19 protein-coding genes are annotated in these 19,401 nt (G+C 68.1%); 7 read left to right on the top strand and 12 right to left on the bottom strand.

Translation table 11 applies throughout. The annotated features are described in order from the left end of the window. Positions 1-208: 208 nt before the first annotated feature. Both CQ042_RS13300 and CQ042_RS13295 read left to right on the top strand, forming a co-directional pair. A complete protein-coding gene (locus tag CQ042_RS13300; RefSeq protein WP_181157564.1) occupies positions 209-1,564 on the top strand; it encodes a DUF349 domain-containing protein in 1,356 nt (451 codons plus the stop codon). Between the two features lie 64 nt (positions 1,565-1,628). Beyond that, a complete protein-coding gene (locus CQ042_RS13295; protein WP_105670938.1) occupies positions 1,629-2,180 on the top strand; it encodes a type IV toxin-antitoxin system AbiEi family antitoxin in 552 nt (183 codons plus the stop codon). On the opposite strand, the gene CQ042_RS13290 is transcribed toward CQ042_RS13295, so the two are convergent. From CQ042_RS13290 to CQ042_RS13255, 8 genes are all read right to left on the bottom strand, one after another. After that, positions 2,167-4,419: a bifunctional (p)ppGpp synthetase/guanosine-3',5'-bis(diphosphate) 3'-pyrophosphohydrolase gene (locus tag CQ042_RS13290; protein WP_105670937.1), complete on the bottom strand. Its 2,253-nt coding sequence runs from the start codon at positions 4,417-4,419 to the stop codon at positions 2,167-2,169. The two genes, CQ042_RS13295 and CQ042_RS13290, sit on opposite strands and share 14 nt — an antisense overlap. A gap of 67 nt (positions 4,420-4,486) precedes the next feature. After that, the gene (gene secF, locus CQ042_RS13285) at positions 4,487-5,476 is read right to left on the bottom strand and encodes a protein translocase subunit SecF (protein WP_105670936.1); all 990 of its coding nucleotides are present in this window, start codon (positions 5,474-5,476) and stop codon (positions 4,487-4,489) included. Next, entirely contained in the window at positions 5,476-7,224 is a 1,749-nt protein-coding gene (secD, locus tag CQ042_RS13280; RefSeq protein ID WP_105670935.1) for a protein translocase subunit SecD, read from the bottom strand. The genes secF and secD overlap by 1 nt, the downstream gene beginning before the upstream one ends. Positions 7,225-7,279: 55 nt before the next feature. Next, on the bottom strand, positions 7,280-7,684 hold the full coding sequence (gene yajC, locus CQ042_RS13275) for a preprotein translocase subunit YajC (protein ID WP_374954471.1): 405 nt from the start codon (positions 7,682-7,684) through the stop codon (positions 7,280-7,282). A 72-nt stretch (positions 7,685-7,756) separates the two neighbouring features. Then, the gene (gene ruvB, locus CQ042_RS13270) at positions 7,757-8,782 is read right to left on the bottom strand and encodes a Holliday junction branch migration DNA helicase RuvB (RefSeq protein ID WP_105670933.1); all 1,026 of its coding nucleotides are present in this window, start codon (positions 8,780-8,782) and stop codon (positions 7,757-7,759) included. Then, positions 8,775-9,395, bottom strand: coding sequence for a Holliday junction branch migration protein RuvA (gene ruvA, locus CQ042_RS13265; RefSeq protein ID WP_105670932.1), 621 nt, complete (start codon positions 9,393-9,395; stop codon positions 8,775-8,777). The genes ruvB and ruvA overlap by 8 nt, the downstream gene beginning before the upstream one ends. 9 nt (positions 9,396-9,404) lie before the next feature. Then, positions 9,405-9,989 (bottom strand): crossover junction endodeoxyribonuclease RuvC, encoded by a 585-nt coding sequence (gene ruvC / locus CQ042_RS13260; protein ID WP_105670931.1) that lies wholly within the window; start codon positions 9,987-9,989, stop codon positions 9,405-9,407. A gap of 45 nt (positions 9,990-10,034) precedes the next feature. Further along, the gene (locus tag CQ042_RS13255; RefSeq protein ID WP_105670930.1) at positions 10,035-10,796 is read right to left on the bottom strand and encodes a YebC/PmpR family DNA-binding transcriptional regulator; all 762 of its coding nucleotides are present in this window, start codon (positions 10,794-10,796) and stop codon (positions 10,035-10,037) included. A 126-nt stretch (positions 10,797-10,922) separates the two neighbouring features. Here CQ042_RS13255 and CQ042_RS13250 point away from each other — a divergent pair, with 126 nt between their 5' ends. Both CQ042_RS13250 and CQ042_RS13245 read left to right on the top strand, forming a co-directional pair. Beyond that, positions 10,923-12,302 carry an aminotransferase class V-fold PLP-dependent enzyme gene (locus CQ042_RS13250; protein ID WP_105670929.1) on the top strand — a complete coding sequence of 460 codons (1,380 nt, stop codon included), beginning with the start codon at positions 10,923-10,925 and terminating at the stop codon, positions 12,300-12,302. Between the two features lie 93 nt (positions 12,303-12,395). Then, positions 12,396-13,349: an aminoglycoside phosphotransferase family protein gene (locus CQ042_RS13245; protein ID WP_105670928.1), complete on the top strand. Its 954-nt coding sequence runs from the start codon at positions 12,396-12,398 to the stop codon at positions 13,347-13,349. On the opposite strand, the gene CQ042_RS13240 is transcribed toward CQ042_RS13245, so the two are convergent. Both CQ042_RS13240 and CQ042_RS13235 read right to left on the bottom strand, forming a co-directional pair. Further along, positions 13,325-13,987 carry a response regulator transcription factor gene (locus tag CQ042_RS13240; RefSeq protein WP_105670927.1) on the bottom strand — a complete coding sequence of 221 codons (663 nt, stop codon included), beginning with the start codon at positions 13,985-13,987 and terminating at the stop codon, positions 13,325-13,327. The two genes, CQ042_RS13245 and CQ042_RS13240, sit on opposite strands and share 25 nt — an antisense overlap. Further along, positions 13,968-15,248: a histidine kinase gene (locus tag CQ042_RS13235; protein ID WP_105670926.1), complete on the bottom strand. Its 1,281-nt coding sequence runs from the start codon at positions 15,246-15,248 to the stop codon at positions 13,968-13,970. Before CQ042_RS13235 ends, CQ042_RS13240 begins: the two co-directional genes overlap by 20 nt. A 124-nt stretch (positions 15,249-15,372) precedes the next feature. On the opposite strand from CQ042_RS13235, the gene CQ042_RS13230 reads away from it, so the two are divergent. Both CQ042_RS13230 and CQ042_RS13225 read left to right on the top strand, forming a co-directional pair. Continuing rightward, positions 15,373-16,113 carry an ABC transporter ATP-binding protein gene (locus CQ042_RS13230; protein WP_105670925.1) on the top strand — a complete coding sequence of 247 codons (741 nt, stop codon included), beginning with the start codon at positions 15,373-15,375 and terminating at the stop codon, positions 16,111-16,113. Then, on the top strand, positions 16,110-17,453 hold the full coding sequence (locus tag CQ042_RS13225) for an FtsX-like permease family protein (protein ID WP_105670924.1): 1,344 nt from the start codon (positions 16,110-16,112) through the stop codon (positions 17,451-17,453). The genes CQ042_RS13230 and CQ042_RS13225 overlap by 4 nt, the downstream gene beginning before the upstream one ends. A 42-nt stretch (positions 17,454-17,495) precedes the next feature. Here the strand turns inward: CQ042_RS13225 and pdxT are convergent, their stop codons facing one another. Both pdxT and pdxS read right to left on the bottom strand, forming a co-directional pair. Beyond that, positions 17,496-18,107, bottom strand: a complete 612-nt coding sequence (pdxT, locus tag CQ042_RS13220; protein WP_105670923.1) for a pyridoxal 5'-phosphate synthase glutaminase subunit PdxT — start codon at positions 18,105-18,107, stop codon at positions 17,496-17,498. After that, positions 18,097-18,990: a pyridoxal 5'-phosphate synthase lyase subunit PdxS gene (pdxS, locus tag CQ042_RS13215; RefSeq protein ID WP_105670922.1), complete on the bottom strand. Its 894-nt coding sequence runs from the start codon at positions 18,988-18,990 to the stop codon at positions 18,097-18,099. Before pdxS ends, pdxT begins: the two co-directional genes overlap by 11 nt. A gap of 90 nt (positions 18,991-19,080) precedes the next feature. Here pdxS and CQ042_RS13210 point away from each other — a divergent pair. Next, positions 19,081-19,401: GntR family transcriptional regulator (locus tag CQ042_RS13210; protein ID WP_146115397.1), on the top strand; the 321-nt coding region annotated here is incomplete at its 3' end.

Here is a 19,401-nt window from a genome sequence, read left to right as displayed (position 1 = left end):
CCTGTCGACCGGAAGGACTGTCGTGCTCGCGACGATAGGAGGATCGTGTTTCCCGGAGATGACGAGGAGTGTTCCCTCCATCGAAAGTTCTCCTCACGAAAAGGTAACGATCACCGGTGAGGCCGGGCCTCACCCGTGGTGCTCGGGCGTACTAGGCTGAGCCTCGTCCTTTCCGCCTCCCGCGGCCCGACCGCGCAAGGAGAATCACGTGTCTGCCAACGAGCCCACGAAGCCGACTCCCCCCATCCCCGGACCCCCCGCGGTGCCGATGCCGCGAAAGGCGCCGACGCCGGCCGCCGCCACTGCACCTGTCGCGCCGGTACCGGCCGCGTCTTCGACATCCGCCGAATGGGGTCGCGTGTCCGAAGACGGCACTGTCGAGGTCAAGGAGGGCGACGCCTGGCGCGTCGTCGGCCAGTACCCCGACGGCACGTCCGAGGAGGCCCTCGCCTACTTCGTCCGCAAGTTCGATGACATCGCCTTCAAGGTGCATGCCCTCGAGCAGCGGCAGCAGGCCGGCGGAGCGTCTGCGAGCGACCTCGCCAAGCAGGCCGGTCACCTGATCGAGGAGGCGACGGATGCCGCCGCCGTGGGTGACCTCGCCGGTCTGCGCGACAGGCTGAACACACTGACATCGTCGCTGTCCGAGGCGACCGAGCAAGAAGCGCAGCAGGCCAAGGAGCTCGTCGACCAGGCGATCGCCGAGCGCACCGCCCTCGTCGAACGCGCCGAGGCCATCGCCGCGCGCGACCTCAGCAAGGTGCAGTGGAAGCAGGTCACCGCCGAGCTGGGCGAGCTGTTCGACGCCTGGCAGGCGCAGCAGCAGAACGGCCCGCGGCTGTCGAAGGGGATCTCGCAGCAGCTCTGGAAGCGATTCCGGGACGCGCGCGCCATCGTCGACAAGCAGCGCCGCGCCTTCTACTCCGAGCTCGACGACGCGCACAAGGCTGCACGCGACGCCAAGTCGCGCCTGGTCGAGCGCGCCGAGGCTCTCGCTCCGCGCGGCATCGACGGCATCCCGGCGTACCGCAACCTGCTCGACGAGTGGAAGGCTTCCGGACGTGCCGGGCGCAAGGCCGACGACGCCCTGTGGGCGCGCTTCAAGGCCGCCGGTGATGCCCTCTATGCCGCCCGCGCCGAGCAGGCGGCCGCCGAGGAAGCGGACTCCGCCCCGAAGATCGAGGCGCGCCAGGCTCTGCTCGAGGAGGCCAAGGCTGTCGCCGACGAGTCCAACATCAAGCGCGCCCGCGCCCTCCTCACGCACATCCAGCGCCAGTGGGACGAGATCGGCCGTATCTTCCCCCGCGAGAAGGAGCGTGCGCTCGACGACAAGCTCCGCGCGATCGAACAGGGTGTGAAGGGCCGCGAGGACGTCGACTGGAAGAAGAACAACCCGGAGACGAAGGCACGCGCGAACGACATGAGCTCGCAGCTTCTCGAGGCCATCGAGAAGCTCGAAGCCGAGGTCGCCGCTGCCGAGAAGACCGGCGACAAGAAGGCCGCGAAGGAAGCCGCGGACGCGCTCGAGGCTCGCCGCGCGTGGCTGAACGCGCTCGGCGGCTGATCCGTTCTCCACAGGTCACCCGCGACCACGGAAGACGCGGGGTGCGCTGCGCCAGACTGGCGTGATGCACCCCGCTTTTCTGTATGTGCCCGGTGAACGGCTGAGTCTGTCGGAGCTGAGCGCCGCGAGGATCGACGGACATGTGGTCGAAGTGGGCGATGCCTACGTTCCCGCGGACCTCTTCGAGGGCCCGGATGTCAGGGCGAGTGCGATCGCGTCGCTCGTGCAGCCGGGCACCGCGGCTTCGGGTCCGACCGCCGCCTGGATCCATGGTGCCGGTGATTCTCCACCCGGCGTGCACCATCTGAAGCGCTGCGTCGAGCGACGCATCAGAGCCGTCACCAGCGCACGGCTCGTCTTCCACGACACGGTGGTTCCGCCATCCGACGTCCTGCTGATCGGTGGGATCCCGGTCTCGACCCCGGTGCGGACGATGCTCGATCTTGCGACGGCGGTGCATCGTGATCCGCGTGTGCTGACGTGGATGGACCGTCTGGCCGAGGTCTTCCCCGACGCCCCGGAGGCCGCGGGAGAAACCTTGCGCGGCATGAGTCGTGTCCCGGGGAGTCGTGCCGGAACGGCCGTGCTGGAGCGGCTCGCCCTCAGGAAGAGGTGACCCGGTAGACGTCGTAGACCGCATCGATCCTGCGCACCGCGTTGAGCACGCGATCCAGGTGCACGGCGTCGCCCATCTCGAACACGAACCGGCTGAGAGCCAGCCGCTCGTCGGTCGTCGTGACCGTGGCCGAGAGGATGTTGACGTGGTGTTCGCTCAGCACCCGCGTGACGTCGGAGAGCAGTCCGGAGCGGTCGAGCGCCTCGACCTGGATCTGCACGCGGAACACGCTCTTCGTGGTCGGCGCCCATGACACCTCGACGAATCGGTCCTGCTCGGCACCCAGCGCCTTCACGTTCACGCAGTCCGCGCGGTGGACGGAGACACCGCTGCCTCGGGTGACGAACCCGACGATCTGATCTCCGGGGACAGGCGTGCAGCACTTCGCGAGCTTGACCAGGATGTCGTTGGCGCCGCGTACGAGCACCCCCGAGTCTCCGGATCGCGGTTCGCGGCTCGGAACGCTGCCGGGGAGATCGATCGCACCCGTCGTCGGATCGTTCGCCGCGACCAGGGCCGTGACCTTCTCCAGCACCGACTGCGTCGAGACATGCCCCTCGCCGACGGCAGCGTAGAGCGCGGAGACGTCTTCGTAGTGCATGCCCCGTGCCACTTCCGTGAACGAGTCATGGCTCATCAGACGCTGCAGCGGCAGGTTCTGTCGACGCATCGCACGGGCGATGGCCTCCTTGCCCTGCTCGATGGCCTCCTCGCGGCGCTCCTTCGTGAACCATCCGCGGATCTTGTTGCGGGCGCGCGTGCTCGCGACGAAGCCGAGCCAGTCCTGGCTGGGGCCGGCATCGGGGTTCTTCGAGGTGAACACCTCGACGACGTCACCGCTCTTGAGCTCCGACTCCAGCGGCACCAGTCGCCCGTTGACCTTGGCGCCCATCGTGCGGTGGCCGATCTCGGTGTGCACGGCGTAGGCGAAGTCGACCGGGGTCGCGCCGGAGGGGAGTCCGATCACGCGCCCCTTCGGGGTGAAGACGTAGACCTCCTTCGCGCCGATCTCGAACCGGAGCGACTCGAGGAACTCGCCGGGATCGGCGGTCTCGGCCTGCCAATCGGAGATGTGCGCGAGCCACGCCATGTCGGTGTCGGAGGCGCGGACCTCGGTCTTCCCCCCACCGTTCATCCGCTCCTTGTACATCCAGTGCGCCGCGACGCCGTACTCGGCCTGCTGGTGCATCTCGTGGGTGCGGATCTGGATCTCGACCGTCCGGCCCGCGGGGCCGATCACCGTGGTGTGCAGTGACTGGTAGAGGTTGAACTTGGGCGTGGCGATGTAGTCCTTGAACCGGCCGGGCAGCGGGGTCCACCGTGCGTGGATCGCACCGAGGACGGCATAGCAGTCGCGCACGGAGGCGACGAGGACGCGGATGCCGATCAGATCGTAGATGTCATCGAACTCGCGACCCCTGATGACCATCTTCTGGTACACCGAGTAGAGCTGCTTCGGTCGGCCGACGACCTTGCCGCGGATGCGGAGATCACGGAGATCTTCGTCGATCTCCTCGACGACCTGATTCAGATACTTCTCACGCTGCGGGGTGCGCTGCGCGATGAGGCTGTGGATCTCGTTGTAGATCTTGGGATGCAGCACCGCGAAGGAGAGATCTTCGAGCTCCGACTTGATGGCCTGGATACCGAGGCGATTCGCCAGCGGCGCATAGATCTCCAGGGTCTCCTTGGCCTTCTTGGCAGCTTTCTCCGGAGGTACGAAGCCCCAGGTGCGGGCGTTGTGCAGGCGGTCGGCGAGTTTGATGAGCAGTACTCGGATGTCCTTCGACATCGCGACGATCATCTTGCGAACCGTCTCGGCCTGCGCGCTCTCGCCGTACTTGACCTTGTCGAGCTTGGTCACACCGTCGACCAGCATCGCGACCTCGTCGCCGAACTCGGCCGTGAGGTCGGTCAGCGCGTAGCCGGTGTCCTCGACCGTGTCGTGCAGCAGAGCGGCCGCGATCGCGCGCGGCCCGAGCCCGAGCTCGGCGAGGATCTGCGCGACCGCGAGCGGGTGCGTGATGTAGGGCTCACCGCTCTGACGCTTCTGCCCCTCGTGCTTCTCCTTGGCGACCGCGTAGGCCCGCTCGATGACGGAGAAGTCACCCTTGGGGTGGTTCGCGCGCACCGTCCGGATCAGGTTGTCGAGGTCGTTGATCCTGGAGGCGCGGGAGAAGATGCGGGGAACCAGTCGTCGCAGACTCGAGCCCTGCGATGACGTCTGCGGTTCCGCCATCAACTCACCTCCCGATCAGTTCATCCTACGCGTGCTGTGCGGGAGCAGCTCCCGCTGAGGAGACCGATCAGACCTCGACGGACGCCTTGCTGCGAGCCTCGCGGATGCGGGCGTCGCGAGCCTTGAGCTGCGGCTCGTTCTCGCGGAACAGCGAGTAGAGCGGGGCAGCCACGAAGAGCGTCGAGTAGGTCGCCACCAGGATGCCGACGAAGATCGACAGCGAGATGTCGGTGAGCGACTCCGCACCGAGCCAGAAGGCGCCGATGAAGAGGACCGCGCCGACCGGCAGCGCCGCGACGACGGACGTGTTGATGGAACGCACGAGGGTCTGGTTCACGGCGAGATTCACCGATTCCCCGAACAAGCGGGCGGACTTCTCCCCGTCCTCCGTGGTGTTCTCACGGATCTTGTCGAACACGACCGTGGTGTCGTACAGCGAGTACGCGAGGATCGTCAGGAAGCCGATCACCGCCGCCGGCGAGATCTCGAAGCCGGCCAGGGCGTAGACGCCGACCGTGATCACGAGCACGTCGAGCAGACCGATGATGGCAGCGGCCGACATCTTCCACGTACGGAAGTAGATCGCCAGGATCAGGAAGGTCAGCGCCAGGAAGATCGCCAGACCCCACAGCGACTGCTTCGTGACGTTCTCCCCCCAGGCCGGGCCGATGAACGACGAGGTGACGGCGGACGGCTCCACGCCGTAGGCCGTCGCGAGCGCCTCGCCGACCTCCTGGGTCTCCGCAGCGCTCATCTGGTCGGTCTGGACGCGGATGTCCGTGCCGTTGACGACGACCACCTTGGTCGCAGCTCCGGGGACGACGGACTGCACGGCCGTTGTCGCGGTGTCCTGCTCGACGCTGTCCGGCGCCTGCACGGTGAACTGCGACCCACCCGTGAACTCGATCGAGAACTGGATCGGACGGATGAGCGGGACGAGGGCGGAGCCGACGACGAGCGCGATCGCGATGATGAACCAGAGGCGACGCTTGCCGACGAACGGGAAGGAGGTCTTCCCCGAGTAGAGGTTGTTGCCGAACTCATTCATGGAAGGCATCAGGCGTCTCCCTCACTTCCGGCGTTGGTGGGTTTATCGCCCGCGAGGGCCTCGGCGCGCTTGCGTTCGGCGATGGTCTGTCGACGATCGGCCTCGCCGCGGGAGCGGGCGACCTTCGCGCCTCGCCCTGCCGACGCCGTGGCCACTTCCCGGTACTGCGACCTGCTGCGATACACGGCGCCGAGGGCCTCGGGATCGAGACCGGAGAGCTTGTGACCGCCGCCGAAGAACCGTGTCCGTGCGAGCAGCTGCATCACCGGATGCGTGAAGATCACGAAGATGAACACGTCGATGAGTGTCGTGAGACCGAGGGTGAACGCGAAGCCCTTCACCGTGGCGTCGGCCAGGATGTAGAGCACCAGCGCGGCCAGGATGTTGATCGACTTCGAGATGTAGATCGTGCGCTTCGCGCGGCCCCACCCGTCTTCCACCGCCGCGGTGATCGACTTGCCGTCGCGGAGCTCGTCTCGTATTCGTTCGAAGTAGACGATGAACGAGTCGGCGGTGAAGCCGATGGAGACGATCAGACCCGCGACACCGGCGAGCGAGAGGCGGAAACCGATGCGCCAGGCCAGGATGCAGATGATGATGTAGGTCAGGATCGCCATCACCGCGATCGATGCGATGATCACGGATCCGAGCGCTCGATAGACGATCAGTGAGTAGATCGCCACGAGCGCGAGACCGATGAGTCCGGCGATCAGACCGATCTGCAGCTGCTGGGTGCCGAGGGTCGCCGAGATGGTGTCGGAGCTCTGGACCGTGAAGCTGAGCGGGAGTGCACCGAACTTCAGCTGATCGGCGAGCGTCGTCGCGGTCTCCTGCGTGAAACTGCCCGAGATGCTCGGGCGGCCGTCGAGGATCTGCCCGTTCATCTTCGGGGCGCTGATGACGTTGCCGTCGAGGACGAAGGCGAACTGATCACGCGGCGAGAGACCGTCGATGCGGTTCTGGTTCAGACGCGTGCTGACCTTGCCGAACGCGTCTGCGCCATCGGCGTTCATGGTGAGCTGCACGAGCCAGGCGCCCGTCTTCGGGTCGCGACCGGCCGAGGCATCCGTGATGGCCGTGCCGTCGAGCTCTGCCGGACCGAGGATGTACTTCGCGCTCCCGTCGGCCGAGCAGGCGATGAGCGGCTGGTCCTTCGGAGCCTTCGCCGCTTCGTTGTCGGGGTTCGCACAGTCATATGCCTGGAACTCCGCGCCGAGCTTGTCCGTGACCCAGGAGAGGTCGCTCGCGTCGGTCGGCGTCGCCGTCGGCGTCGAGTTCAGGCCCGGGTCCGGACTCGGGAACGGCGTGGAGTTCCCGTCCTCGCCGACGAACTCGTTGGTCGCGGCCGTCGTGTACAGCACGGGACGGAACTCGAGCTGAGCGCTCGACTGGATCCGCTCTCGCGTCTGCGCGTCCGCCTCACCGGGGATCTGGACGACGATGTTCTGGCCGCCCTCCGTGGTGATGTCCGCTTCCGCGACGCCCGAGGCGTCCACGCGCTGGCGGATGATCGCCGCGGCCTGATCGAGCTGCTCGGACGAGGGGGCAGCGCCATCCTCGGTCTCCGCACTCAGGACGATCTGCGTACCGCCCTGCAGGTCGAGCGCCAGCTCGGGTGACCACGAGCTCGCAGCCTCCCCGTTGCTGTCCTTGAAGACGTACACGCCCAGCGCGTTGATGCCGAAGAGTACGCCTGTCACGAGGAGCAGGCCGAGAAGGACCCGCCAGGCGTGACGGACGGGAGAGGATGAAGCCACGTGTGTTCAGCTTTCTGGAAGAACGGAGATCCGAGGGGCCGCGTCGGCCTCGGACTTACTTGTCGTCGGCGTCGCGCTCGAGACGGGCGCGGGTCTCCTCGGGGGTCTCGACGGCCGGAGCGATCGACTCGTCGGCGACCTGCTCCTCGACGACCTCGTCGGCCGGCACGTCGACGACGGCGTCCTTGGGCTCGACGACGCGCAGGATGGCCTGGCTGTGGACGTCGATGATGGTGCCGGGAGCGATCTCGACGAGCGCCGGCGTGTCGAGGTCATCCGGGTCGTACGCGACGATCGTCCCGTAGATGCCACCCTGCAGGAGCACCTTCGCACCGGGAACGGTCTTGGTCGCCTTCTCCTCCTGGTCTGCCTTCATCTGCTTCGTGCGCTTGCGCGTGTTGAAGATCATGAAGACGAGGAGGACGGCAAGAAGGCCGAAGAGCAGGAATTCCATGGGCATGGGGGAAGCGCCTTTCTCAGGTGCACGCTCCAGCCTTTGGGCGCGCGAAGGTAACCGGGAAGTCTTCAGTGATTATAGGTCATCCAACTTAAGCATCCCGTCCGGATGCGCCACGCCCAGATGCGTGTACGCCTCCGGCATCGCCACACGACCACGGGGAGTGCGTCCGAGGAAGCCGATGCGCACGAGGTACGGCTCCACCACGCTCTCCACGGTCTCCGCCTCCTCGCCGACGGCCACGGCGAGCGTGCTGAGCCCGACCGGACCCCCGCGGAAGCGACGGACGAGGGCTTCGAGGACGGCACGGTCGAGCCGGTCGAGGCCGATCGGATCGACGTCGTACAACTCCAGCGCCGCACGTACCTCACGGATGGTCGCCACTCCCCCGGTGTGCACCAGGGCGTAGTCGCGCACCCGGCGGAGCAGGCGGTTGGCGATACGCGGTGTGCCCCGCGAACGGCGGGCGATCTCGGAGAGCGAGTCGGTCGGCAGATCGACACCGAGGACCGCTGCCGATCGCGCGATCACCTGCTCCAGCTCCGACTCCTCATAGAACTCCAGGTGTCCGGTGAAGCCGAAGCGATCACGCAACGGATTCGGCAGCAGACCGGAGCGGGTCGTCGCACCGACCAGCGTGAACGGCGAGAGTTCGAGCGGGATGCTCGTGGCGCCGGCGCCCTTGCCGACCATGATGTCGATGCGGTAGTCCTCCATCGCGAGGTAGAGCATCTCCTCTGCGGAGCGCGCCATGCGGTGGATCTCGTCGATGAACAGCACTTCGCCGGGAACCAGACTCGACAGCAGAGCTGCGAGGTCACCGGCGTGCTGGATCGCCGGGCCGCTCGAGAGCCGCAGCGGACGCTCGCTCTCGTGCGCCACGATCATCGCGAGTGTCGTCTTGCCGAGCCCCGGAGGCCCCGCCAGCAGGATGTGGTCTGCGGGACGGCTCTGGATGCGGGCGGCCTCGAGGAGCAGCTGCAGCTGGCCTCGGACCTTCTGCTGTCCGACGAACTCCCCCAGACTGGTCGGGCGCAGTGCGCCCTCGATCGCGAGCTCGGTCTCGTCGGACGGCTCGTTGGCGTCGAGAGGATCAGACACGCGCCTGGCCTCCCTGGGCCGGCCCGAGGAGGGCGAGGGTACGACGCAGGAGCGAGGCGACCGACGCGCTCTCGGCCTCGGTGGCCTCCGCTGCGGTCTGGGCGGCGGCCTCGGCGGCGACCTTCTCCGACCAGCCGAGGCCGACCAGCGCGGCGGCCACCTGCGCCACGATGTCGGTCCCCCCTGCTGCGGCCGGTTTCGACGGCGCGGCGAATGCCTGGACCTTGCCGGCGAGCTGCAGCACGATGAGCTTCGCGGTCTTGGGGCCGATGCCGGAGACCCGCCGGAACGGGGCATCATCTTCTGCCGTGACGGCTTCGGCGATCTGATCGCCCGTGAGATGCGAGAGCACCCCCAGTGCCGACTTCGGGCCGACGCCGGTCACGCTGATCAGCAGACCGAAGATCTCCAACTCACCGCGATCGGCGAAGCCGAACAGCGACAGCGAGTCCTCCCGGACGATCAGACTCGTGTGCAACAAGAGCCGCTCCCCCACGGTGGCCGTGTGCGCGACGTCCGCGGGGACGGCGACGGCGAATCCGACCCCGCCCACGTCGATGACGACCTGATCGGATGTCGCATGCAGGACGACACCGTGCAGAGAGGAGATCATCCCCTCAGCCTACGGCGTCGCTCGTAGGTATGTTCGACCGACACGCTTCTCGGCATCGGCCCACGCCCGCTGCGCGGGGGTCAGCGCGCCCTGTCCGGGAGAGGATGCCCCACCGCGGCGCCAGGCGTGGCACAGCGCGATCGCCAGGGCATCGGCCGCATCCGCGGGCTGGGGCAGTGCATCCAGGCGCAGGATACGAGCGATCATCGTCTGCACCTGCCGCTTGTCCGCCGCACCGTATCCCGTGACAGCGGCCTTGACCTCGCTCGGGGTGTGCGTGGCGGCGGGCAGTCCGGACTCCGACGCGATCAGCAGCGCCACTCCGCTGGCCTGCGCCGTACCCATGACGGAGTGCGTGTTCTGCTGCGCGAACACCCGCTCGACGGCCACCGCATCCGGACGATGCTCGGCGATCACGGCGCGGATCCCGGCGGCGACGATCGCGAGGCGCTCACCGATCTCCGCATCCGGCGATGATCGGATCACCCCGACGTGCACGAGCGATCCGCGGCGCGATCCGTCGACGTCGACGACACCGACACCGCAGCGGGTGAGCCCGGGGTCGATGCCGAGCACGCGCAGAGAGGAGGTCACTCCCCCAGGCTAGGTGGCGGAACCGACACGGGCCGTCCGGCGCGCCTACGCCTCGTCGTTCTCCAACTCTGCCTGCACCTCGGGGGTCAGGTCGAAGTTGGTGAACACGTTCTGCACGTCTTCGCTGTCTTCCAGGGCATCGATCAGACGGAAGATCTTGCGCGCGGTGTCGGCGTCGATCTCCACCTTGAGGTTCGGGACGAACTCGACGTCGGCCGATTCGTAGTCGATCCCCGCTTCCTGGAGCGCACTGCGCACCGCCACCAGGTCGGTCGCCTCTGTGATGATCTCGAAGCCCTCGGCGTGCGGTTCGATCTCCTCGGCGCCGGCCTCGAGCGCCGCCATCATGACGTCATCCTCGGTGGTCCCCTCGGAACCGACGACGATGACGCCCTTGCGGCTGAAGTTGTACGCCACGCTGCCCGGATCGGCCAGGGTGCCGCCGTTGCGGCTCAGAGCCGTGCGCACCTCGGCGGCCGCCCGGTTCTTGTTGTCGGTCAGACACTCGATCATGAGGGCGACACCGTTGGGTCCGTAGCCCTCGTACATGATCGAGAGGTACTCGACGGCCTCGCCGCCGATACCCGCACCGCGCTTCACCGCACGGTCGATGTTGTCCTTCGGCACCGAGGTCTTCTTGGCCTTCTGCACGGCGTCGAAGAGGGTCGGGTTGCCCGCCAGGTCGGGTCCGCCGAGCTTCGCCGCGACCTCGATGTTCTTGATGAGCTTGGCCCAGGACTTCGCGCGCCTGGAGTCGATGATGGCCTTCTTGTGCTTCGTGGTCGCCCACTTGGAATGCCCGGACATAAGTCTCCGCTCGTCGTATCCGCCCCGGAGGCGTGTCCAGGGCGTCGTCCATTCTATCGAAACACGTGACCGGCCCGAGCGGGAACCGCCTTGTCCGCCCGGTGTCGCGGTGGGAGACTTTCGCGCATGGACGATCGAGAGCGGGCTCTCGACGCCGCTCACCGCCGTGCGACGGAGTTCCTGGAGACTCTCGAAGAACGACCGGTGTGGCCGCGCGCGGACCTGCAGGAGATGATGCACGCGTTCGGCGGTCCGCTCGCGGAAGACGGTATCGACCCGGCGACCGTGATCGAGGAGATCGCAGAACGTGCCGACCCCGGACTGGTCGCGATCCCCGGCGGGCGGTTCTTCGGCTTCGTCATCGGCGGGACCCATCCGGCCGCCCTGGCAGCCGACTGGCTCGTCTCGGCCTGGGACCAGAACTCGGGCTCGTCGTTGCTCACTCCCGCGACCGTTGCCATGGAGCGCGTCGCGGGGCAGTGGATGCTCGATCTGCTCGGACTCCCCGCGACGGCCAGCGTCGGCTTCGTCACCGGCGGTCAGCTCGCCAACTTCACCTGCCTCGCCACCGCTCGTCACGCGGTGCTCGCCCGCGTCGGGTGGGACATCGCCGAGCTCGGCGTCCGCGGAGCGCCACCGCTCCGGTTCGTCGTCGGCGCGGACCGGCACGGCTCCGTCGACCGAGCGGCGCGCTTCCTCGGCATCGGGAGGATCGAGCTCACCGTCGTGGACTCCGACGACCAGGGGCGGATGCGCGCGGATGCGCTCGAACGCGCCCTCACCGGCGGGGAGGGGCCCCTCATCGTGTGCCTGCAAGCCGGAGAGGTGCACACCGGCGCATTCGACGACTTCGGTCCACTGGTCCGCATCGCCCGGCGTCACGACGCCTGGGTGCACGTCGACGGGGCGTTCGGCCTGTGGGCGGCGGCCTCCCCCGCACTGAGACACCTGACCGACGGGATCGATGAGGCGGACTCCTGGGCGACCGATGCGCACAAGACCCTGAACGTGCCGTACGACTGCGGCATGGCGATCGTGCGGGATCCTGCCGACTCCATCGCTGCGTTCCGCACCGGGGGCGACTATCTGATCTATTCGGGTCTCGACCCGTGGGATGTCACGCCCGAGCTCTCGCGTCGCGCCCGCGGTGTTCCCGCCTGGGCCGCCCTGCGCAGCCTGGGCCGGTCCGGCGTCGCACGCCTGATGGACCGCCTGCATGCGAACGCCGTGTCGATGGCCGAAGGCCTCGCATCGATAGGCGGGGTGGAGATGGTGAACGACGTCGACTACACCCAGGTCATGTTCCGCCTCGGCACGGACGACGACACCCGAGCACTCGGTGCGGCGATCCTGGCGGAGGGGACGGCGGTCGTGACGGGCGCGGAATGGCGCGGCCGGGCCGCACTGCGCTGCTCGATGTCCTCGTGGGCGACGACACCCGGGGATGTGGATCGCACTGTTCGCGCCATCCGCGGGCTCGTCACGGCTGTGCCACCTGCGAACTGACGGCGATCTTCGGCTCGGAGGCGGGCTGCTGCTAGCGTCGAAGGACCCACGCCCCTGGACTATCGCGACGCTGCGAGTGAAGGGAACGACACGATGAATGCCGGCGCGGATCGCCTTCGGCCCGATTGGTCTGCACTCCCCCTGCTTCTTCGCAGGCGCATCATCGATGCGATCGGAGGACGCTTCCTCGCAGACACACCTGCGCAGAGCGGATTCAGCGCGTCCTACGCCGGTGTCGTCACCACCTCCAAGGGCTCCGCGTTCGTGAAGGCATGCGCGCGCGATTGGCATGAGGATTCCCTGCACTTCCTGCGCGCGGAGATGCAGGTCCTCGCCATGCTGCCGCCTCCTCTCGCCCCCACCGTGATCAGCGCGGTCGACGAGGCGGCCGGAGCGGCACTCCTGCTCGAGCCGATAGACGGGCATCATCCGGGAGATCCCTGGTCGCTGGAAGATCTGCACGCGATCGCGGAGACCCTCCGGATCCTGTCGACGACGACCGCGCCACCGGGACTGGTCAGCGCTGCGGACGGCATGGTCCCCGGCTTCACGAGGTGGGCGGAGATCTCCACGGATGAGCGTCTGCTCTCCGGGCTGCCGGAAGCGCTGCGGGATCGGATGCCGGACCTGATGATCATCGAGCGGGACTTCCGCGACGCGGTCAGCGGGGATGTGCTCGTGCATGACGACGTCCGCGCCGACAACATCCTCATCGACGATGGACGAGCGCATCTGCTGGATTGGCCGCATGCGCGCAGGGGCGCCGCGTGGATCGACCTGCCCTGTCTGCTGCCGAGCATCGAGGCGGCCGGCGGGCCGTCCTGCGAAGAGGCCTGGGCTGTCTTCGAGGAGCACGACGCGCCGCCTCAGGCGGAACTCCTCCCCGTGATCTCCGGGTTCGCATCGTTCCTCTGGTACTGGCAGGGACAACCGGAGATCCCGCAGCTGCCCGGACTGCGTGCCTTCCAGCGCGCGCAGGCGATTCCCGCACTGCGTTGGCTCGCGGGGCTGCTGTCGCAGGATCAGGACCGGGCGGCGTCCAGGTAGGTCAGCACGGCCCTGACCCTCCGGTTCTCCTCCACGGGGCCGAGGCCGAGCTTGGTGAAGATGTTGCCGATGTGTTTGCTCACGGCCGCATCGGTCAGGGTGAGGGAAACGGCGATGTCGGAGTTCGATTGGCCGTCCGCCATGAGGCCGAGCACTTCACGTTCCCGTGCGGTGAGTGTGTCCAGTGGCCCCGGTCGCGTCCCGTTGAGGAGATGCTGCACCACGTCGGGGTCGATGACCGTGCCACCGGCCGCGACCGTCTCGAGGGCGGCGGCGAAGTCGCGGATGCGGCTGACACGATCCTTCAGGAGATAGCCGACCCCGCCATCGGGCAGCGTCAGCAGTTCTCGGGCGTAGGTGTCGGCGATGTACTGCGAGAGCACCATGACCGGTTGGGTCGACCGCAGCGCCCTGATCTCGAGAGCGACGCGGAGACCGTCGTCGCTGTTGTCGGGTGGCATGCGCACGTCCGTGATCACCAGGTCGGGCGGGTCGTCGACCTCCTGGAGACGGCGGAACATGCCGAGGAGTTCAGGAGCAGATTGCGCGGTGCCGACGAGGGTATGACCGAGGCGCTCGAGGAGTGCGGTCAGCGCCTCGCGCAGCAGGGCGGAGTCTTCAGCGAGCAGCAGGCGCATGTGGCACGGTTCCTTCCCGCAGCGGCACGGCCAGATGGAGAGCCGTGGGTCCGCCGACCGGGCTCACCACCGTGAACCTGCCGCCGAGACTCTCGGCGCGCTCCTGCAGTCCCCGCAGACCGGTACCCGCACGCACATCCGCACCGCCGTGTCCGTCGTCGACGACCACCACCGAGAGCGTCTCGCGGTCGATGCTCGCGCGGACCGTCACGCGGGTGGCGGTCGTGTGCTTGGCGGCATTGCTGATCGCCTCGGTCACGAGATAGTAGGCGGCGGTCTCCACCGAAGCGGGGAGCCTACCGACTTCGGCCACCTCCAGGCGGAGCGCGACCGGCGTCCGGTCGGCCAACTCGTCGAGCGCCGCGCGGAGTCCATGGTCGGTCAGGACCGCGGGGTGGATGCCGCGCACGGTGTCGCGCAGCGTGGCCATCGCGTGCTCGGCCTGAGTCTGCGCCGCGTCGAGCGCGCCGCGTGCGGGGGCGGTGTCCGCACCCCGTGCGGCGAGGTCCTCGAGTTCGAGACTCACCATCCCGAGTCGTGCCGCGAGAGTCACCAGCTCCTGCTGTACGCCGTCGTGCAGGTCTCGTTCGATGCGGCGCCGTTCGGTCTCGAACGCCTCGACGAGAGTGACGCGCGACTGGATGAGCCTCTGCACGTTGCGAGCGAGTTCCCGGTGGCGCGGACCGCACAGCACGCGCAGCAGAGAAGCCTGGCCCGCCGCGAGAGCGGCGTTGACATAGGCGAACAGCCCGACCGCGATGAACCCGATCGGGATGACCGGCCACCAGGTGTGCGGCGTCACGACGACCCACACATCCGCGAAGAGGTTGAGGCGTGTCGGGCCTCGTGCGCCCGCGACTCCGACGTACACGAGAAGGATCAGACCGAGCCCTTCGAAGAAGAGGACGGCGACGGCGATCCACCCGACGACCAGGTCGAGCAGCAGCGCCGCCGTCTCCCGCCACGTCGCCCCCTCGTTCATGCGGACGGCCAGCCAGATGTGACCCTGCTCGGGGCGGAGGGGGACGTGTCCGGATTCCTGCGCGGGAAAGCCGAGGAGCCGGGTGCGTCGGCGTTCGAGCGCGCCGATCGCGATCCCCCACAGGGGCAGGAGCAGCAGGGTGAGGATCGTGAGCGGTGCGAGCACGACGCCCACGACGGCGCTCACCAGCAGATAGCCGAGCACGCGCCATGGCCACCGTCCGAACAGGAACCGCCATGGCGCACGCATCATGGCGTGCCACACGGTCACCGCTGTCATGCCTCCACCCTACGGAACCGCGTCTCGCCCCCTCGAGCATTCCGACGAAGAGTAGACCCAGCTCTACCAGGAGACTCGCCTCCCCTCCCTCGCCGACATCGCGTGCATCGCGTCGAATGGAGAGGTGAGCGAGCCACTGATCCAGACCGTGAACCTGCACAAGACCTTTCCCGGAACCGGCCGGAAGGAGCCACCGGTATCCGTGCTCCGTGGGATAACCCTCACGGTGCACCGCGGTGAGATGGTCAGCATCGTCGGGCCGAGCGGCTCCGGCAAGTCCACACTCCTCTACTGCCTGTCCGGGCTCGAGTCGTACGACTCCGGCAGTGTCCGCCTCGCAGGGCACGAGCTCGCGGCGCTTCGGCGGGGAGCCCTCGCATCCCTCCGTCGCCGGCACATCGGCTTCGTCTTCCAATCCTTCAACCTGATCCCGTCGCTGACCGCTCGCGAGAACATCGCGCTGCCCGCGCGTCTCGCACGGCAGCGTGTGGACAGGAAGAACGTCGACCGCGCCCTGCTCGAAGTCGGACTCTCCGACCGGGAACGCCATCGCCCAGGGCAGCTGTCGGGGGGTCAGCAGCAGCGGGTGGCGATCGCCAGGGTGCTCGCACTTCGACCCGACATCGTCTTCGCGGATGAACCCACAGGGTCGCTCGACTCCGCCACCGGCGCGGACATCCTCCGCCTCCTGCGCGCGTCTACCGGCGAGGGAAGATCCGTGGTCATGGTCACGCATGATCTCGAGGCCGCCGCCCTCGCCGATCGGGTGCTCGTCCTGCGCGACGGAGCGATCCACGACGAACTGCGGCGAGCGACGCCGGAGCAGGTGCTCGAGGCGATCACCGTCGCGAGGGCCACCGCGTGATCCGCCTCATCGTCTCGGACCTGGTCGCCCACGCGCGCATCTGGCTCGGCGTCGCGGCCGTCACGATCGCCACGGGTTTCGTCGGTGCGATCGCAGCCGGTCTCCTCGAGACGGGCGCTTTCCACGGCGGCGCCGTGAACGAAGGCCTCTCCAGCACCAGCTCCGCCGTCATCATGTTCACAGCCGTCACCGCGCTCATCGTGCTCAGTTCCACCGCGACCCTCACGATCTCCCTGCAGGTGCGCGGCTACGCCCTCTGGCAGCTCGTCGGGGTGCGCCCCGGTCTCGTCTCCCTGGTCGTCCTCGCGCAGCTCGGGATCATCGGCGTCCTCGGAGGGCTGATCGGCTCGCTCCTCGCGATTCCTCTCTTCCCTCCGCTGTTCACCTGGGTGTTCCGCGAGTGGTCGGAGATGCAGGGCATCAGTCTGCATCTCGGTATCGGGAGCGCGCTCGCCGTCACTGCGGCGATCACGCTGACGGTGCTCTTCGGAGGACTCCGCAGTGCGCGACGTGCCGGTCGCACACCGCCGATCGAGGCGCTGCGTGACCCGGAGCCGTCGCAGGCGCGGGTCGGCTGGTTCCGAGTGCTGCTCGGAGTGGCCGCCCTCAGCGGCGTCATCGCCCTCGTGCTCAACCTCGACGGTTCCGCGTCGATGTCCGCCTTCTCGGGTCAGGCCGTGCTCCTCACACCGCTGATCGCGGCCGTCCTCGCTGCGACAGGACCGTTCGTGTTCCCCCTGGTGCTTCGCGGGTGGACCGCGCTGGTCCCTGCGCGAGCCTCGGCGACCTGGTTCCTCGCTCGCAACTCCGCGCGCTACCGACTCAGCCGTTCCAGCGCCGCGATCAGTCCCCTCATGGTCGCCATCGCCCTCACCGGGGGTCTGTACACGACCGGCGCGACGACAGCGGCGGCCCAGACCATCCGCACCGGGATGGATGCCGGCTTCGACCTTGCGCCCGAAGGGGGCGTGATCCTGTTGGGCGGCCCCCTCCTGCTTTCCGGCGTCGCCTCGGCGGCGACCGTCTTCATGTCCGGCCATGCCCGCGAACGCGAGTTCGCGTTGATCCAGGCTGTCGGCTCCACGCCGCGGACGATCGTGCTCACGTCGATCTGGGAGGCGATGACCTACACCGTCACCGCGGTCGTCCTCGGATCCGCCGCCACGATCATCGGGGGTGTCGTGATCGCCGATGCGCTCGCCCTGCCTGGCCCCTCAGTCGCCTTCCCCGCGCTCGGCATCATCGCCGGCGGAGGGCTCGTCCTGCTTCTGGCAGCCACGGTGATGCCGACGGCTGCCGCGCTGCGAACGGAGATCCCGCGCACGCTCGTCGTCGAATGATCCGGACCCCGCGCATCCGCAGCGACGAGGTACCCGGGGGCGCTACCGGGTACGGGCTTCGGCGAAGTCGCGGGCTTTCGCGAGGAAGCGCTCATGGAAGCGCGTCTCGCCGTCGACCTCGGGATGGAAACTCGTTCCGAGGAGATTCCCCTGTTCGACGGCGACGATCGCGCCGTCGGCCAGCGCAGCGAGCACCTCGACATCCGCTCCGGCACGTTCCACGATCGGAGCCCGGATGAAGGTCGCCCGCACCGGCCGGTCGCCCAGGGCGGGGACATCGATCTCCGTCTCGAACGACTCGGTCTGACGCCCGAAGGCGTTACGCCGCACCTCGATGTCCATGCCGCCGAAGGACTCCTGGCCGTCGATCCCATCGCGCACGGTGTCGGCGAGGAGGATCAGCCCGGCACAGGTCCCGTAGACGGGCATGCCGGCGGCGATCGCGTCGCGGATCGGCGCCTGCATGTCGAAGATGCGGGACAGTTTGTCGATCACGCTCGACTCGCCGCCGGGGATCACGAGGCCATCCACGGCGGCGAGTTCCTCCCGGCGGCGCACCAGCACCACGTCGGCTCCCAGCTGCATGAGCAGGGCGGCGTGCTCACGCACGTCGCCCTGCAGCGCGAGGACTCCGACGCGGGTGCTACCAGCCACGCTCGGCGAGACGGTGCGGTGCGGGAAGGTCGCTCACGTTGATGCCGACCATCGCCTCACCGAGTCCGCGCGACACCTCGGCGATGACCTTGGCGTCATCGAAGAACGTGGTCGCCTTGACGATCGCCTTCGCGCGCTCGGCGGGGTTGCCCGACTTGAAGATCCCGGAGCCCACGAACACCCCGTCGGCGCCGAGCTGCATCATCATCGCGGCATCCGCGGGGGTGGCGACGCCACCGGCCACGAACAGCACGACCGGGAGCTTGCCGGTCTCGGCGATCTCGGACACGAGCTCGTACGGCGCCTGCAGCTCCTTGGCCGCGACGAACAGCTCGTCCTTGGGCAGCGCGGTGAGGGCGGCGATCTCGCCGCGGATCCTGCGGATGTGCTTCATCGCCTCGGAGACGTCACCGGTACCGGCCTCGCCCTTCGAGCGGATCATCGCCGCGCCCTCATTGATACGACGGAGCGCTTCGCCGAGGTTGGTCGCGCCGCACACGAACGGCACAGTGAAGCCGTACTTGTCGATGTGGTTCACGTAGTCGGCCGGCGAGAGCACCTCGGACTCGTCGATGTAGTCGACGCCGAGCTCCTGCAGCACCTGCGCCTCGACGAAGTGCCCGATGCGGGCCTTGGCCATCACGGGGATCGACACCGCATCGATGATGCTGTCGATCATGTCGGGGTCGCTCATGCGCGACACACCGCCCTGCGCGCGGATGTCGGCCGGCACTCGTTCGAGTGCCATGACCGCGACGGCGCCGGCGTCTTCGGCGATCTTCGCCTGCTCTGCGGTGACGACGTCCATGATGACGCCGCCCTTGAGCATCTCGGCGAGGCCGCGCTTGACACGCGCGGATCCGGTGGTTGTCTGCTCTGCCATGGGGAACTCCTGTCGGATGCACCGAAGTCGGGTTTGATCTAGATCGAACATAGCACTGTCCGATTCGACCTAGAATCGCTGAGGAGGACCATGAGCGACCAGATCACAGGCACCACCGCATCGGACATCGCCGACAGCGTGCGCGCCCTGCGCGACCGCGGAATCCTCCGGGCCGGAAGCCTGCTTCCCCCGGTCAGAGAGCTCGCGGCGACGCTCGGAGTCAACCGGAACACGGCGGTCGCCGCATATCGTCAGCTCGCACAGGCGGGACTCGTGATCTCCCGCGGCCGGGCCGGCACGGTCGTCGCAGGTCTCGAGGCGGTCGCACAGGAGGGATACGCCCCCGACACCGTGCTCCGCGACATCGGCACGGGGAACCCGGATCCCCGGCTCATCCCCGATCCGGCCCCC

Origin of the sequence: Microbacterium sp. MYb62 (assembly GCF_002979475.1) — a bacterium.
Lineage (GTDB): Bacteria > Actinomycetota > Actinomycetes > Actinomycetales > Microbacteriaceae > Microbacterium.
The sequence above is the reverse complement of the archived record's forward strand: the minus strand, read 5'-3'. Positions and strand labels throughout refer to the sequence as shown.

What these genes read in the sequence shown, in the direction of transcription:
- CQ042_RS13295 (WP_105670938.1), top strand. Translation starts at nt 1,629, where the DNA reads ATGCACCCCGCTTTTCTGTATGTGCCCGGTGAACGGCTGAGTCTGTCG.
- CQ042_RS13290 (WP_105670937.1), bottom strand. Translation starts at nt 4,419, where the DNA reads ATGGCGGAACCGCAGACGTCATCGCAGGGCTCGAGTCTGCGACGACTG.
- secF (WP_105670936.1), bottom strand. Translation starts at nt 5,476, where the DNA reads ATGCCTTCCATGAATGAGTTCGGCAACAACCTCTACTCGGGGAAGACC.
- yajC (WP_374954471.1), bottom strand. Translation starts at nt 7,684, where the DNA reads ATGCCCATGGAATTCCTGCTCTTCGGCCTTCTTGCCGTCCTCCTCGTC.
- ruvA (WP_105670932.1), bottom strand. Translation starts at nt 9,395, where the DNA reads ATGATCTCCTCTCTGCACGGTGTCGTCCTGCATGCGACATCCGATCAG.
- CQ042_RS13255 (WP_105670930.1), bottom strand. Translation starts at nt 10,796, where the DNA reads ATGTCCGGGCATTCCAAGTGGGCGACCACGAAGCACAAGAAGGCCATC.
- CQ042_RS13250 (WP_105670929.1), top strand. Translation starts at nt 10,923, where the DNA reads ATGGACGATCGAGAGCGGGCTCTCGACGCCGCTCACCGCCGTGCGACG.
- CQ042_RS13245 (WP_105670928.1), top strand. Translation starts at nt 12,396, where the DNA reads ATGAATGCCGGCGCGGATCGCCTTCGGCCCGATTGGTCTGCACTCCCC.
- CQ042_RS13240 (WP_105670927.1), bottom strand. Translation starts at nt 13,987, where the DNA reads ATGCGCCTGCTGCTCGCTGAAGACTCCGCCCTGCTGCGCGAGGCGCTG.
- CQ042_RS13235 (WP_105670926.1), bottom strand. Translation starts at nt 15,248, where the DNA reads ATGACAGCGGTGACCGTGTGGCACGCCATGATGCGTGCGCCATGGCGG.
- pdxS (WP_105670922.1), bottom strand. Translation starts at nt 18,990, where the DNA reads ATGGCAGAGCAGACAACCACCGGATCCGCGCGTGTCAAGCGCGGCCTC.